The sequence below is a fragment of the Allobosea sp. genome (assembly GCF_036675845.1).
In the GTDB taxonomy this organism is placed as follows: domain Bacteria; phylum Pseudomonadota; class Alphaproteobacteria; order Rhizobiales; family Beijerinckiaceae; genus Allobosea.
Genome location: NZ_JAKFED010000124.1, coordinates 1 through 14,387, shown reverse-complemented (window position 1 = coordinate 14,387; position 14,387 = coordinate 1). Strand labels below are relative to the sequence as shown.

Below are 14,387 nucleotides of genomic sequence, written 5' to 3'. Positions count from 1 at the left end.
CGATGCTGAAGCGCATCGTCGAGGAGCGCTGGTTCAATCCCAAGGCGGTGGTCGGCTTCTGGCCGGCCAATGCGGTCGGCGACGACATCAGGCTCTATACCGGCGAGAGCCGGCAGGAGCGGCTGGCGACCTTCCACGGCCTGCGCCAGCAACTCCTGCGGCGCGACGGCAAGCCGAACCTCTGCATCTCCGACTTCGTCGCGCCGGAAGGCATCGACCGGCCCGACTATGTCGGCGCCTTCGTCGTCACCTCCGGGGCCGAGGAGGAGCGCATCTCCGAGCGCTTCGCCCGCGACAATGACGACTACCGCTCGATCATGGTCAAGGCCCTGGCCGATCGTGTCGCGGAAGCGATGGCCGAGCGCATGCACCAGCGCGTGCGCACCGAGTTCTGGGGCTATGCGCCGGAGGAGAACCTCGCCAACGAGGCGCTGATCCGCGAGGAGTATCAGGGCATCCGCCCGGCTCCGGGCTATCCGGCCCAGCCCGACCACACCGAGAAGGCGACGCTGTTCGAGCTGCTCCAGGCCGAGCGCCGCGTCGGCGTCAAGCTGACCGAGAGCTTCGCGATGTGGCCGGGCTCCTCGGTCTCCGGCCTCTACCTCTCGCATCCGGATTCGTATTATTTCGGCGTGGCGAAGGTCGAGCGCGACCAGGTCGAGGACTATGCGGCGCGCAAGGGCATGGCGATCCGCGATGTCGAGCGCTGGCTCTCGCCGATCCTCAACTATGACACCAGCGCCTATACGCTGGAGGCGGCGGAATAGGCGGTCGCAAGGCGCATCCCTGCTCGGTCGGGAGAGGGCAGGGTGAGGGGTAGGTCGCCGACGCTCCAGAGCCGCCGACCCCGGCGATCGCCGAGGTCGGCGTCGGGTTGAAGGCGCGGGCGCTGGCGGAAACCGCCTGAGCGTCAGCCTTTCGCCGCGGCTTCCAGCCCGGCGATGTCGAGCTTCACCATCTTGAGCATGGCCTCGGCGACGCGCCTGGCCTTGGCGCGGTCGGGATCGCGTGTCAGCTCGCCCAGCCGTTTCGGCGCGATCTGCCAGGACAGGCCCCAGCGGTCCTTGAGCCAGCCGCATTGCTCGGCCTTGCCACCCTCCTTGAGCGCGTCCCAGAGCCGGTCGATCTCGGCTTGCGTCTCGCATTCCACCACGATCGAGAAGGTGTGGTTGAACGTGTCGGACCGCCAGGCCTCGAACGCCTGGTAGCGCTGGTCGCCGATGGTGAAAGCGGCGATCTTGACGCTGCCGGCCGGCCCGCTCGGCGACTCGGCCGGCAGGGCGCTCGTCCACTCGATCGAAGAGCCCGGGATGAGCGAGGTGTAGAAGGCGATCGCGGCCTCCATGTCCTTCTCGAACCAGAGATTCTGGGTGACTTTCATCGCGGTGCTCCTTCCTGCGGGACCCGGCCGGCTCATGGCCTGTCGCCTCAAGGACGGTCGAAGGGGCAAAGTTCCGACAGGGTGGGGTGCATTTTTTGAGACCTTCGCTGGCGGGTAACGACCGGGGCCGGCCGAACCTGATCACGAAATCCCGTGGTCAAAAAAACGAGGCAAGCTGTCGGGTGCCACGGTGGTTGTTCGTCCTCTGGATGCAAAGCGCACGAACCGGACAGCCAGCCATGGGAAAGATCGTCGCAATCACGCAGGGCACTCTCGACAGCGTCATGCAATCGCCGGGAGCCTGCCAATGACCCCCACCATTACGGCCTTTGAACGGTCGCCCGACCGCGGCAAGGGTCTGGCGCGCGACATGCGCGTTCGCTGGGCGCTCGAAGAAGTAGGCCTGCCTTACGAGGTTCGTCTTCTTTCGTTCGAGGCGATGAGGAAGCCCGCGCATCTCGCGCTTCAGCCTTTCGGGCAGATTCCGACCTATGAAGAGGGCGATCTCGCCTTGTTCGAGTCGGGGGCGATCGTGTTCCATATCGCGGAGCGCCATGCCGGCCTGCTGCCAGACGATGGAAATGCCCGGGCGCGCGCGATCGCGTGGATGTTTGCTGCGCTCAACACGGTGGAACCGCCGATCTTCGACCGCACCCTCGCCAAGATCCTCGAACGCGACGAGCCCTGGTACGAGCAGCGCCTGCGCGTCCTCGAGGACAGCATCCGGAAACGACTCGGCGACCTTTCCAGTCGCCTTGGCGATGCCGACTGGCTCGATGGTGCGTTCAGCGCCGGTGACCTGCTGATGGTGACGGTACTGCGCCGGTTGCAAGGGTCCGGTATGCTGGAGGAGCATCCGAACCTCGCCGCCTATGTCGCCCGCGGCGAGGCGCGGCCCGCATACAAGCGTGCTTTCGACGCCCAGTTGGCGGTTTTCACCGCCTCATCGACGGGCTGACAGGTTCCGCTCCGGGTCGCGAGCCGCCGTTCCGCTCGCAAGCTCCCGCCCTAAACCACTCGCAACACCCCGGTGCCGGCAGCATCCATCGCCGCCCTCGCATCCTGCACCGGATCGCCGAACAGGCGCAGGCAGTTGCGGCCGGCCGCCTTGGCGACATAGAGCGCCGAATCCGCTTCGGCGAAGCGCCGTTCGGGGTCGTGCAGGAGGCCGGGGCGCAGGATGGTGGCGCCGATCGAGGCGCTGATCTCGATGCTGGTCTCGCGCCAGGGCACGGGCCGCGCCAGCGCCTTCTGCGCCTGATCCAGCCGGTGCAGCAGATAGGGGCGGCCGGCGGCGGAGCAGAGCAGCAGGCCGAACTCGTCGCCGCCGATGCGGGCGACGATCGCCGCATCGCTCAGCGAGGTCTCCAGCCGCATCGCCAGCTGGCGCAGGCATTCGTCGCCGGCGGCATGACCGAAGCGGTCGTTGATCGGCTTCAGGTTGTCGAGGTCGACGATGGCGAGAACGCCGAGCGCGCAATTGTCGCCGGTATGGCGGCGCAGATCGGAAAGCTGCATCTCGAAGGCGCGGCGGTTGGCGAGGCCGGTCAGCGGGTCGCTATAGGCGAGCCGCCGCAGCCCCAGCCACATGTCCTTCTCGCCGGTGATGTCCTGCTTGGCGCCATGGATGCGGACCGGCCGGCCCTGCTGGTGCGTGACGGAGGCGGAAAGGCGCATCCAGCGCTCGGCCCCGGCGGCGGTGCGGATCCGGGCATCCATCATGAAGCCCTGGCCGCTGGCGATCAGCCGGCCGCGCAGGCGCTCCATCTCGGCGCGGGAGTCGTCATGATAGAGGTCGACGGTCGAGGGTCGATGCAGCGTAGAGCCGCGCGGCAGGCCGAAGAGATCGTAGACGCCGTCGGTCCAGGCAAGTTCGCTCGTCGCCAGCCGGCATTCCCAGGCGCCGATGCCGGCCATCAGCGCGGCCTGGTCGTAGAGACGTCTGGCTTCGGCGTCGGAGAGGGGCATCGATAAAAAAGGCCTTGCGCCGCAAGGCGCATGCGGCTTTCCGAAGCTAGTTTCGCAACGGTTAACGAAGGCTTGGCGTCGGATCACGCGCCGATCAGATTGCAGTGCAATCCGATCGGATCACGCGTTCGTTATCTATGAGCTCATGCCACTTCATTCCCGCCGCAGGGCCTCGATCGGGTCGAGCCTTGCCGCCTGCCTTGCCGGGTAGAAGCCGAAGAAGACGCCGATCAGCCCGGAGACGCCGACCGCGACCAGGATGGTCTGCGGCGAGATCACGAAGGGCCAGCCGGCGAAGCGGGCGATTCCCGTCGCGGCGCCGATGCCGAGCGCGATGCCGACCGCGCCGCCGATGGTGGCGAGCGTCGTCGCCTCGATCAGGAACTGCGAGAGCACGTCGCGCTGGCGGGCGCCGACCGCGAGGCGCAGGCCGATCTCGCGGGTGCGCTCGGTGACCGAGACCAGCATGATGTTCATGATGCCGATGCCGCCGACCAGCAGCGAGACGCCGGCGACCGCCGCCAGCAGCCAGGAGAGGGTGCCGGCGGCGGCGGTCGCGGTGTTGGCGATCTCGGTCAGGTTGCGGACGATGAAGTCGTCCTCCTGCTCCTCGGCCAGCCGGTGGCGCTGGCGCAGCAGGGCTCTGGTCTGGTCGATGCCGGGTGCGATCGCCGCCTCGCTGGCGAACTTGACCATGATGGTCTGGACCGAACGGTCGCGGGCATAGTTGCGGCCGACGATGCGGCGCCGGCCGGTGTCGAGCGGCACGAAGATGACGTCGTCCTGATCCTGGCCGAGCGCCGACTGGCCCTTGGCCGCCATCACGCCGATGACCTTGAAGGGCACGTTGCGGATGCGGAACATCTGGTCGAGCGGGTCTGAATCGCCGAACAGGTTGCGCGCCACGGTCTGGCCGATGATCGCGACGATCTCGCCGCGGCGGATCTCCTCCGGCTCGAACAGGCGCCCCTCGGCAAGGCCCCATTCGCGGGCGGTGAAGAAGTCGAGATCGGTCGCGGTGATCATCGTCGACCAGTTGGTGCCGGCATGGACGGCCTGGGCGCGGGTGGTGATCACCGGTGCGGCGGCGACGACGTCCTCGACCTCGGCGATGACGGCGCGGGCGTCCTCGTCGGTCAGGGTCGAGGAGGCGCCGGCTCCCAGCCGGACGCCGGCCTGGGTGACGTTGCCCGACTGGATGATGGCGAGATTGGCGCCGAGCGACTTGATCTGGCTGTCGACGCGCTCGCGGGCGCCGGAGCCGATCGCCACCATGGCGATCACGGCGGCGACGCCGATGATGATGCCGAGCATGGTCAGGGCCGAGCGCAGCGCGTTGGCGCCGATGGCGGAGAGGGCGGAGCGGATGGCTTCGATCAGGCTCATGCGGCGGCCTCCGCCGGGGAGGGGGCGAGGTCGAGTTCGGCCAGCGCGGCGCGCGCATCGGCCGGTTCCTGGCGCGCATCGGAGAGCAGATGGCCGTCGCGGAAGCGGATGACGCGCCGCGCATGGCGGGCGACCTCGGCGTCATGGGTGACGAGGACGACGGTGACGCCCTCGCGGTTGAGGTCCTGGAACAGCGCGAGGATCTCGAGCGCGGTGCGGCTGTCGAGCGCGCCGGTCGGCTCGTCGGCGAGGAGCAGGCGCGGCTGGTTGACCAATGCGCGGGCGATGGCGACGCGCTGCTGCTGGCCGCCCGAGAGCTGCATCGGCCGGTGATGCGCCCGCTCGGCGAGGCCGACCCGGCCAAGCGCGGCAAGGGCCCGCTCGCGGCGCGCCTTGCGGTCTACGCCGGCATAGACCATCGGCAGTTCGACATTGGCGCAGGCATCGACGCGCGGCAGCAGGTTGAACTGCTGGAAGACGAAGCCGAGCTTGCGGTTGCGCAGTTCGGCCAGCCCGTCGCCGCCAAGGGTCTCGACCTCGACGCCGTCGAGCCGGTACTGGCCGCCGGTCGGCCGGTCGAGGCAGCCGATCAGGTTCATGAAGGTCGACTTGCCGGAACCGGAGGGGCCCATCACCGCGACGAGCTCGCCGGCCTCGATATCGAGGCTCACCCGGTCGAGCGCGGTGACGCGGCCGGAATCGAGGTCGTAGACCCGGGAGAGAGCGCGCGCTTCGATCAGGGGCATCGCCGTCGCCTCAGAACAGCCGCGGGCCGCGGGGAGCGGGACCGCGGCTGGCCGGGGTCGGCTCGGCGCCGCGCGGCCCGCCGCCGACCACGACCTGGGTGTTCTCGGCGATCTCGGCGGCTGGCATGATCTGGGTGAAGGCGCCGTCGCTCGGGCCGAGCCTGACGGCGACCGGCTTGGGCTGGCCGGCACCGTCGAGGACGTAGACGCGGCCGGGCGAGATGTCCTGCGCCGGGCGTGCCTCCTGCATCAGCGCCTCGAATTTGGCCCGGCGCTCGGGATCGAGCTCGGCGGCGATCTTCGCCTGCAACTCGGCACGGGCGGTGCGGAAGGCGGCGCGGCGTTCCTCGTCGGAAAGCCCCGCCATGGCCTGCCGGCTGTTGCCGCGCTGCTCGGCCATGATCGAGGCGATCGCCTGCTTCTGCTCCGGCGTCGGCTGGACCTCCTGCTCGATGCGCTGGCGCAGCGCGCCGGCGGCGCGATTGCCGCGGCCGCCCGGCGCTTCGGAGGGAGCCGCCGCCGGCAGGGCAGTCGCGCCGCCGAGCGGGCGGAAGCGCAGCGCCGCATTGGGCACGCGCAGCACGTCCGGCCGGTCATCGGTGACGACCTGGAGATTGGCGGTCATGCCCGGCAGCAAGGCGAGGTCGCGGTTCTCGACCCGGACGATGCCGGTATAGGTGACGACGTTCTGGATGGTCTGGGCGCCGAGGCGCACCATCTCGACCCGCCCCTGGAAGCTGCGGTTCGGAAAGGCGTTGACGGTGAAGGAGACGTTCTGGCCGGTCCTGAGGCGGCCGACATCGGCCTCGTCGATATTGGCGTAGATGTCGATGGTGTGCAGGTCCTGCGCGATCTGGAACAGCTCCGGCGCCGACAGCGAGGCCGCCACCGTCTGGCCGAGATTGACCTGGCGCTGGACCACGACGCCGTCGACCGGCGAGCGGATATCGGTGCGCTCGAGATCGATCAGGATGTCCTTGAGCTTGGCGTCGCGCTGCGAAATCAGCGCCTCGCCGGACTGGATCTGGCCCTCTGCCAGCAGGATGTCGGCGTCGAGCCCGGTCATCTCGGCCTTGAAGGAGGCGATCTGCGCCTCGTTGGAGGCGAGCGCCGCGGTCTGGACGTCGACCTGGGTGCGGGCGCTGTCGAGGCCCTGCTGGGCGCCGGCGCCGCGCGTGAACAACTCGTTCTGGCGCCCGAAGGTGCGCTTCGCATCGGCGAGCTGGGCTTTGGTGCGGTCGCGCTGGGCCTCGAGGTCCTTGACCGAGGAATCGGCCTTGGCCCGTACCGCCTTCGCCTTATCGAGCTGGGCGCGCTTGACGACGAGATCGGCCTTCGCCTGGGCAAGGTCGGCGGCGGCAGCGTCGCGGCGGGTCTTGATCTGGTCGCTGTTGAGGCGGGCGACGACCTGGCCGGCCTTTACCTGCGAATTGTAGTCGGCGAGGATCTCGACGACCTGGCCCGACAGCATCGAGCCGACCACCACGGTGGTGACCGGCGTCAGCGTGCCGGTGGCGCGCACCGAGGCGGTGATCTGGCCGCGGTCGATCGCGGCGGTGCGGTAGGCGGCGTCGTTGGCGACGCCTCCGGTCGGCCGCAGGGCCAAATAGCCGGCGGCGAGCGCTGCTGCGCCGATCCCCGCCCCGATCACCCAGACACGCACGCTTCGCTCTCCTTCGCGGCCGAAAACGGAGGCGGCCACGCAGGACCATGCCAGAATCGGCGGCTCAAGACGAGTTAACTCGCCGCAATGTTACGGCCATCCCATTGGCAGGAAAGGACGCAGGTCGTCCCGGGCGACCGGGAGGGAGACCCGGGATCCATGCCGGAGCCTTTCCGACTGAGGTTCAGGCATGGGTCCCGGATCGGCGCCGCCGACGCGGCTTGCCCGGGACGACCTCGCGCTATGATCGGGAACCGAGGCGAGCTCCGTTTGAGACGAGCCGCAGGCGTGGATCACGCCGTCCGCGCGCCTTGCGTCAGCGCCAGCAGGTCGCGCAGCGTGGTGATGGTCGAGCCGTCGGCGACGCCGTCGATCTTCTGCGGCCGCCAATGACGCTGGAAGGCGGCGACCACCGCCTCGAAGCGCTCGTCATAGATGCCGTCGACGGCGGTGCCATAGCCGAACATGGCGAACATCGCCTGCAGCGCCTCGACCGGCGGGCCGGCATCGCCGCGCGCGAAGAAGCGGCCGCCCTTGACCGGCGCCGGTTCCAGCCAGAGGCCGACTCCGCCTTCGGCGAAACGGCGCCAGGGGAAGTTCTCGCCGGGGTCGATCTTGCGGCCGGGCGCGATGTCGGAATGGGCGAGCACGCGTTCGGGCGCAATCCGCCAGCGCTCGCAGATGTCGCGGCAGAGGTTCAGCGTCGCGGCGAGCTGTACCTCCGGGAAATCGGGCAAGCCGCCGGGATGGCCGGGATTGGCGATCTCGATGCCGATCGAGGCGGAGTTGAGATCGCTCTCGCCGGCCCAGTGCGAGGCGCCGGCATGCCAGGCGCGGCGCTCCTCCGGCACGAGCTGCAGGACATGGCCGTTCTCGAAGACGAAATAGTGGCAGGACACCTGCGAGACCGGGTTGCACAGCCATTGCAGGGCCTCGCCGGTGTCGGGCATGCCGGTATAGTGCAGGATCAGCGCGTCGGGCCGGCGATCCGTCGTGCCGTCGCGGAACCGGCGCTCGCCATGGTTGGGCGAGGGGAAGACCTTGGCGGCGAAACGGCTGTCGGGCTGGGTCTTGACGCTCACGCCGGCGCCGGCAGCCGGCCGGCGAGGCCGCGCTCCTTCTCGATCGCGTCCCAGGCGGCATTGATCGCGGCGAGGCGCCGCGTCGCGATGCTGATCGCCTCCTCGGGCAGGCCGCGAGCGATCTCGCGGTCGGGATGGTTCTCGATCACCAGGCGGCGATGCAGCTTGCGGAGCTCGCCATCGCTCATCTCGCGGCTGGCGCCGAGCACGAGATAGGGATCGTCGCGGCGGCGGGCATGGCGCGCCTCGATGCAGGCGAACTTGGCCTCGCCGATGCCGAAAATCGTCGCCACGTCGCGCAGATAGGCGTGCTCGCGCTCATGGACCGCGCCATCGGCGGCGGCGATCAGGAAGAGCCCGTCGAGCACGTCCTCGAGCAAGGCCGGCTCGTCGCGGAAGCTCTCGGCGATCTGCGCGGCATAGGCCTCGAAGCCGGCGCTGGTCTGCTTGGCGAGGTCGAAGAGCCGCTCGATATGGCCCTGCTCATCGGCGGGGACCTCGACGATGCGGCGGAAGGCGGCGACCTCGTCGCGCGTCACCACGCCGTCGGCACGCGCCATCTTGGCGGCGAGCGCCACCAGCCCGGTCGTGAAGATGAGCTGCCGGGGAGCAGGCCTGAACGGCGCCCCCTCGCGGTCGACCAGGACATGGCCGGCGAGCGCACCGACGAGCGCCCCCAGCGGTCCGCCCAGCGCGAAGCCGAGGCCGCCGCCGCCCACTGTCCCCCAATAGAATGATTTCATCGTTCAACCAGCCCTAGAGCACGCGCCGATCAGATTGCCGTGCAATCTGATCGGATCACGCGTTCTCTATCTATAGTTTTAGAGGCGGATTCACCGATCAGGTTGATTCAACCTGATCGGATCCGGCTCTAGAGCAGTTCCGCTCCATTTCTTGGATGAGAGCAATTCTTAGATGAGACACGGATTCAGCATTCGGGCTGAAGCGCTTCGCGATTCCGCCCGAACGTATCCGGCTCTCGCCGAGCCGGCCATGGCCTGCTCGAGCAGAAATGGCCTGCCCGAGCAGAAGAAGCCCCTCAACGGCAATAGAGCCGGCCGGAGCGGCCACGATAATAGCCATAGGGGCAGCCGTCGTAATAGCCGTCGTCGTAATAATAGGGCGATCCATAATAGGAGGGCGAGGTCGCCGAACCGACGATGGCGCCGCCGGCGGCGCCGATGAGGCCGCCCGCGACCGCGCCGCCAGCACGGCCGGTGGCGAGCCCGCCGATGAGGGCGCCGGTGGCCGCGCCGATCGCGGCGCCTCCGCCGACGCGTTGTTCATATGGCGTGCAGGCGCTGAAAGCGAGCCCGACGGCCGCGACTGCCAGCAGTTTCTTCATCTCAATCCCCCGTTGTCAGGTCGATCCAGCATAGCAGGGCTTTTTCCGGGGTCGACCAAGCGATTGCGGCCGGCAAATGCGGTCGCAATGCGGCGATGGTTTGGCCTCTTGCCTCAACTGCGTCAACGCCGTAGGGCGCGAATCGTTCCGAGCTTCAATACATGATGATTACTTTTAAATGATTTAGCTAATAATAATAGATATACATAGATGGAATATAGAAATATAGCAGAGCGTGCCAGACTATGGTCACATTCATCTATCATTTGGCCCGGCAATCCAATCATTGAATGTCAGATGAGGTTCCCCAATATGATCAGGATCTTTGGCAGCGGCTGCGCCGCCTTCGCGATTTGCCTGGGCCTGCTGCAGCCCGCCGCTGCCGAGATCAACGCCGAGACGGACGCCCGCGCCTTCATCGTGCGTGAGGCCGAGATCAAGCGCGAAAAGGCTGCGGCGGAGGCGGGCACCAGCCAGGCCGCGCCATCCGCTGCGGGGAAGCTCGCCGCCAAGCCGGGCAAGGCCGAGAAGCCGCGCCGCCAGGCGCTGGCCGCGCCGGCCGGCAGCGAGAACCTGCGTGCCCTGGTGGCGCGCCATGCGGCCGCCAACGGCGTGCCGTTCTCGCTGGCCGATGCCGTGGTCCGGATCGAGAGCCGCTATAATCCGCGCGCCTCCAATGCCGGCAATTTCGGCCTGATGCAGATCCGCCACCAGACGGCGCGCGGCGTCGGCTACAGCGGCAGCGCGGCCGGCCTGCTCGATGCCGACACCAATGCCCGCTACGCCATGAAGTACCTGGCGCAGGCCTACAAGCTTGCCGGCGGCGACACCTGCCGCACGGTCATGATGTATCAGAGCGGCCATATGGCCAAGCGGATGAGCGGCGCCAACCGCACCTACTGCTCCAAGGTCCGTACCATCCTCGCCAGCAACTGAGCGAGCGCTTGACGCCGGCGGCGCAAGGGCGCACAGGCGACCCTGCCAGTCGGCCGGACGGCCGCTCCCGCAAGAGCTCAGCTTCTTTCGGGGGAGGAAAGTCCGGGCTCCACGGAAACACGGTGCCGGATAACGTCCGGCGGGGGCGACCCCAGGGAAAGCGCCACAGAGATCGAACCGCCCCGGGCCTCGGCCGGGGGTAAGGGTGAAAAGGTGCGGTAAGAGCGCACCGCGTGCCCGGCAACGGGGACGGCATGGCAAGCCCCACCGGGAGCAAAACCAAATAGGGACGATGCTCGCCGCGCAAGCGGCGAGGGGCCTGTTTCCTGGCCTGGTCGTCCGGGTTGGTTGCTCGAGGCGCGCAGCGATGCGCGTCCCAGAGGAATGGCCGTCACGTCGGGGGAGAAATCCTCCGGCCATCCAGAACCCGGCTTACAGGCCGGCTGGCACCCTCAAGATCGCGAAAAGGGCCGGGAGCGATCCCGGCCCTTTCGTGTCTGTGGAGCGCCCGGCTCCGATCCGGCCGGGACGACCGTGCTGCTCGCGAAATAGTAAGCGACGCGAATTGGCGCCGGTTCAGGCGACCTTGAGATCGACGTCGATATTGCCCCGCGTCGCATGCGAATAGGGGCAGACGATATTGGCCTTCTGGACGAGATCCTCGGCCTTGGCCTTGTCGAGGCCGGGGATGGAGACGGTCAGCTTCACCGCGATGCCGAAGCCGGTGCCGTCGTCGCGCGGGCCGATGCCGACATCGGCGCTGACGCGGGCGTCGTCCGGGATCTTCACATTCTCCTTGCCGGCGGCGAATTTCAGCGCGCCGAGGAAGCAGGCCGAATAGCCCATCGAGAAGAGCTGCTCGGGATTGGTGCCCGAGCCGCCGCCGCCGCCGAGCTCCTTGGGCGTGTTGAGCACGAGCTTGACGTTGCCGGTGTCGGTGGCGGCCTTGCCTTCGCGGCCACCGGTGGCGGAACCATGGGCAGTGTAGAGAATCTTCATCGGGCACTCCTCGGTTGGCGGGTCATCCGCGTGGCTTCATGATGTAAATTAGATTGTGCACAATTCAATTGTCAACTATATAAATCCTGTGAGGGCCGTTGGAGGTTGCACCGGCGGCGTGCTCGCCTATTGGCTCCAGGGGCGATGCCGACAACGACCGGGCAGATCATGGCGAACGATGCGAAGGGCGAGGGAATCCGCAATCTCGACGAGCAGTTGTGCTTTGCGGTCTATTCCACCGCCCATGCCTTCAACCGGCTGTACCGGCCGTTCCTGGCCGAACTGGGGCTGACCTATCCGCAGTTCCTGGCCATGCTGGTGCTGTGGGAGCGCGACGGCCAGACGGTGACGGCGATCGGCGACCGGCTGCTGCTCGATTCCGGCACGCTGACGCCCTTGCTCAAGCGGCTCGAGGGAGCCGGCCTGGTCGAGCGCCGGCGCAGCCGCGACGATGAGCGCCAGGTGCAGGTGCACCTGACGGCGCAGGGCCGCGCCCTGCGCGACAAGGCGGGCGCGACCGACAATGCCGTGCCCTGCGCCGTCGAGGACAGCGCCGTCGACAAGGAGCGCCTGCTGGCCGATGTGCTGGCCTTGCGCGGGGCGCTGCTGCGGGCGGCCGGAGCCGGGAACTGAAGCCCGCCCCGGCTATTGGCCGGCACTGAAAATTTTCTTTCGGGCTTTGCCGCGGAAGGGCGGGCCGGGGAGCGGGCCGCAACAGCGCTGCAGCGACCGAAAACATCGCATTTACGGATAGTTAACCTTAACGGGCTGTGATGCTTTCAGGCCGGTGCAGGAGCGTGCCCGGCTGCCTGAATCCGTTGACGCCCATAATATCCCATGGTATCCCAAATCATCCCGTCGAAACCGACAGGCAAGCGACAGAGCAGGGTCCGTGTGCCGCGCGGATTCTGTCCAGGGGCTTCGCTGTGCCGGGTTCGACGGGACTATCCCCGGCCGGTTCTGGCCGGACCGCCCCGCATCGTGGAAACCTGGCCGGGAGGCGGCGTTGACGGACCGCTTCGTCTCCCATTTCACCAACAAGCTGGATGCCAAGGGCCGGGTTTCGATCCCCGCGACCTTCCGCGCCGTGCTGGCGAAGGACGGCTACGAGGGGCTCTACGTCCATCCGGCGCTCGACCAGGCCAGTCTCGACTGCGGCGGCCATGCGCTGCGGGCAACGATCGACGACATCCTCGCGCGCTTCTCGCCCTTCTCGGAGGAGTGGGATTCGCTCTCGACGGCGCTGAACGGCACCTCGGAGGTGCTGAAGATCGACCCCGAGGGGCGTATCATCCTGAGCGAGGCGCTGAAGGTCCATGCCGGGATCGGCGACGCGGTCGCCTTCGTCGGGCAGGGCCACAAATTCCAGATCTGGGAGCCGGAGCGCTTCACGGTGCATCTCGAGGCGGCGCGGGCGAGGCTGCGCGACGTCAGGCGGGCGCTCGGCGCGACGGTGGCGTCGTGAAGGCCCGGACCGGGGAGGAGGCAGCCGTGCCGCATGTGCCGGTGCTGATGGAGGAGGCGCTCGACGCGCTCGCGCTGAAGCCGGGCGGGCGCTATCTCGACGGGACTTTCGGCGCCGGCGGCTATTCCCGCGCCTTGCTCGCGCGCGAACCGGAGGCGCTGCTGCTGGCGCTGGATCGCGACCCGAACGCGATCGCCGGCGGGGCCGGCCTCGTCGCCGCCATGGCCGGCCGGCTGACCCTGGCGCAGGCCCGTTTCGGGGCGCTGGCCGAGGAGGCGGAACGCTTCGGAATGACGCCGCTCGACGGCGTCGTGCTCGATATCGGCGTCTCGTCGATGCAGCTCGACCAGGCGCAGCGCGGCTTTTCGTTCCGCTTCGACGGGCCGCTCGACATGCGCATGGAGGCCGACGGCCAGAGCGCGGCCGAGCTCGTCAACGAGGCCGATGAGGGCGTGCTCGCCAACATCATCTACCATTACGGCGAGGAGCGCCGCTCGCGCGCCGTCGCCCGCGCCATCGTCGAGGCACGGCGCAAGGCGCCGATCGCCACGACCAAGCAACTGGCCGATCTCGTCGCCGGCATCGTCCGGGCCGAGCCCACCGGCCCGCATCCGGCGACGCGGACCTTCCAGGCGCTCAGGATCGCGGTGAATGACGAGCTCGGCGAGCTGGTCCGGGCGCTGCACGCCGCGGAAGCCGCGCTGGCGCCGGGCGGGCGGCTTGCGGTCGTGACCTTCCATTCGCTCGAGGACCGCATCGTCAAGCAGTTCCTGGCGCAGCGCTCGGGCCGGGCGCCGGCAGGCTCGCGCCATGCTCCGGCGGCGGCCGTGCCGGAGGCGACCTTCCGCCTCGCGATCAAGGGCGTGGTCGCGCCGTCCGAGGCCGAGATGCGCGCCAATCCGCGCGCCCGCTCGGCCAAGCTGCGGGCGGCCGAGCGCAGCGAGGCGCCGGCGCGGGCGCCCGATGCCGAACTCGTGGCGCTCGCGGTCGTGCCCGCGCCGCAGGCCCGCAGAAGGAGCCGAGCGTGATCAAGCTGCTGCACGTCATCGCCATCGGCGCGCTCGTCTCCTCGGCGCTCTATGCCTACACCATCAAATACGAGACGACGCTGGAGGCCGAGCAGCTGCAGAAGCTGCGGGCCAAGGCCCAGCGCGAGCGCGACGCCATCGCCGTGCTGAAGGCCGAATGGCAGTTTCTCAACCGGCCCAACCGCCTGCAGGCGCTGAGCGACCGGCATCTCGACCTGCAGCCGCTGGCGATCAGCCAGATCGTACGCCTCTCCGACATTCCCAATCGCGGGCCCAAGGTCGATTCGATCGGCCGCAAGCTCGAGGATCTCGGCCTCGGCCTGCCGACCGAGACGCCGCGGAACAGCCGGAATGGCAGCGCCACCACGCCGGGAGGCCGCCCATGACG

The 14,387-nt window shown here is 68.5% G+C and carries 16 protein-coding genes and 1 other RNA gene; 8 read left to right on the top strand and 9 right to left on the bottom strand.

Annotation, left to right across the window (positions count from 1 at the left end):
• Positions 1-767: vitamin B12 dependent-methionine synthase activation domain-containing protein (locus V6M56_RS13325; protein ID WP_332684422.1), on the top strand; the 767-nt coding region annotated here is incomplete at its 5' end.
• Positions 768-910: 143 nt separating this feature from the next.
• Here V6M56_RS13325 and V6M56_RS13320 read toward each other — a convergent pair.
• Positions 911-1,381, bottom strand: coding sequence for a VOC family protein (locus V6M56_RS13320; protein ID WP_332684420.1), 471 nt, complete (start codon positions 1,379-1,381; stop codon positions 911-913).
• Positions 1,382-1,688: 307 nt separating this feature from the next.
• Here V6M56_RS13320 and V6M56_RS13315 point away from each other — a divergent pair, with 307 nt between their 5' ends.
• On the top strand, positions 1,689-2,339 hold the full coding sequence (locus V6M56_RS13315) for a glutathione S-transferase family protein (RefSeq protein WP_332684418.1): 651 nt from the start codon (positions 1,689-1,691) through the stop codon (positions 2,337-2,339).
• A 50-nt stretch (positions 2,340-2,389) separates the two neighbouring features.
• Here the strand turns inward: V6M56_RS13315 and V6M56_RS13310 are convergent, their stop codons facing one another.
• The 7 genes from V6M56_RS13310 to V6M56_RS13280 all read right to left on the bottom strand — a co-directional run bounded on the left by V6M56_RS13310 (position 2,390) and on the right by V6M56_RS13280 (position 9,571).
• Positions 2,390-3,349, bottom strand: coding sequence for a sensor domain-containing diguanylate cyclase (locus tag V6M56_RS13310; RefSeq protein ID WP_332684417.1), 960 nt, complete (start codon positions 3,347-3,349; stop codon positions 2,390-2,392).
• Between the two features lie 153 nt (positions 3,350-3,502).
• Positions 3,503-4,735, bottom strand: a complete 1,233-nt coding sequence (locus V6M56_RS13305) for an ABC transporter permease (RefSeq protein WP_332684415.1) — start codon at positions 4,733-4,735, stop codon at positions 3,503-3,505.
• A complete protein-coding gene (locus V6M56_RS13300) occupies positions 4,732-5,481 on the bottom strand; it encodes an ABC transporter ATP-binding protein (RefSeq protein WP_332684413.1) in 750 nt (249 codons plus the stop codon). The genes V6M56_RS13305 and V6M56_RS13300 overlap by 4 nt, the downstream gene beginning before the upstream one ends.
• Before the next feature lie 10 nt (positions 5,482-5,491).
• Positions 5,492-7,144, bottom strand: coding sequence for an efflux RND transporter periplasmic adaptor subunit (locus tag V6M56_RS13295; protein ID WP_332684411.1), 1,653 nt, complete (start codon positions 7,142-7,144; stop codon positions 5,492-5,494).
• A gap of 293 nt (positions 7,145-7,437) precedes the next feature.
• Positions 7,438-8,226 carry an N-acetylmuramoyl-L-alanine amidase gene (locus tag V6M56_RS13290; protein WP_332684409.1) on the bottom strand — a complete coding sequence of 263 codons (789 nt, stop codon included), beginning with the start codon at positions 8,224-8,226 and terminating at the stop codon, positions 7,438-7,440.
• Entirely contained in the window at positions 8,223-8,969 is a 747-nt protein-coding gene (locus tag V6M56_RS13285; RefSeq protein ID WP_332684407.1) for a TerB family tellurite resistance protein, read from the bottom strand. Before V6M56_RS13285 ends, V6M56_RS13290 begins: the two co-directional genes overlap by 4 nt.
• Positions 8,970-9,265: 296 nt before the next feature.
• Positions 9,266-9,571, bottom strand: coding sequence for a glycine zipper domain-containing protein (locus V6M56_RS13280; RefSeq protein ID WP_332684405.1), 306 nt, complete (start codon positions 9,569-9,571; stop codon positions 9,266-9,268).
• Between the two features lie 312 nt (positions 9,572-9,883).
• On the opposite strand from V6M56_RS13280, the gene V6M56_RS13275 reads away from it, so the two are divergent.
• Positions 9,884-10,507: a lytic transglycosylase domain-containing protein gene (locus V6M56_RS13275; protein WP_332684402.1), complete on the top strand. Its 624-nt coding sequence runs from the start codon at positions 9,884-9,886 to the stop codon at positions 10,505-10,507.
• Between the two features lie 45 nt (positions 10,508-10,552).
• An RNA gene (rnpB, locus tag V6M56_RS13270) (RNase P RNA component class A) lies at positions 10,553-10,958 on the top strand.
• A 125-nt stretch (positions 10,959-11,083) separates the two neighbouring features.
• Here rnpB and V6M56_RS13265 read toward each other — a convergent pair.
• Entirely contained in the window at positions 11,084-11,506 is a 423-nt protein-coding gene (locus V6M56_RS13265) for an organic hydroperoxide resistance protein (RefSeq protein WP_332684400.1), read from the bottom strand.
• 168 nt (positions 11,507-11,674) lie between these two features.
• Here V6M56_RS13265 and V6M56_RS13260 point away from each other — a divergent pair, with 168 nt between their 5' ends.
• The 4 genes from V6M56_RS13260 (at position 11,675) to ftsL (ending at position 14,385) form a co-directional block, all read left to right on the top strand.
• On the top strand, positions 11,675-12,139 hold the full coding sequence (locus tag V6M56_RS13260) for a MarR family winged helix-turn-helix transcriptional regulator (RefSeq protein ID WP_332684398.1): 465 nt from the start codon (positions 11,675-11,677) through the stop codon (positions 12,137-12,139).
• A 373-nt stretch (positions 12,140-12,512) separates the two neighbouring features.
• Entirely contained in the window at positions 12,513-12,971 is a 459-nt protein-coding gene (locus tag V6M56_RS13255) for a division/cell wall cluster transcriptional repressor MraZ (RefSeq protein ID WP_332684397.1), read from the top strand.
• A complete protein-coding gene (gene rsmH / locus V6M56_RS13250) occupies positions 12,968-13,999 on the top strand; it encodes a 16S rRNA (cytosine(1402)-N(4))-methyltransferase RsmH (RefSeq protein ID WP_442881153.1) in 1,032 nt (343 codons plus the stop codon). The genes V6M56_RS13255 and rsmH overlap by 4 nt, the downstream gene beginning before the upstream one ends.
• The gene (gene ftsL, locus V6M56_RS13245) at positions 13,996-14,385 is read left to right on the top strand and encodes a cell division protein FtsL (RefSeq protein ID WP_332684393.1); all 390 of its coding nucleotides are present in this window, start codon (positions 13,996-13,998) and stop codon (positions 14,383-14,385) included. Before rsmH ends, ftsL begins: the two co-directional genes overlap by 4 nt.
• The last annotated feature ends 2 nt before the right edge of the window (positions 14,386-14,387 follow it).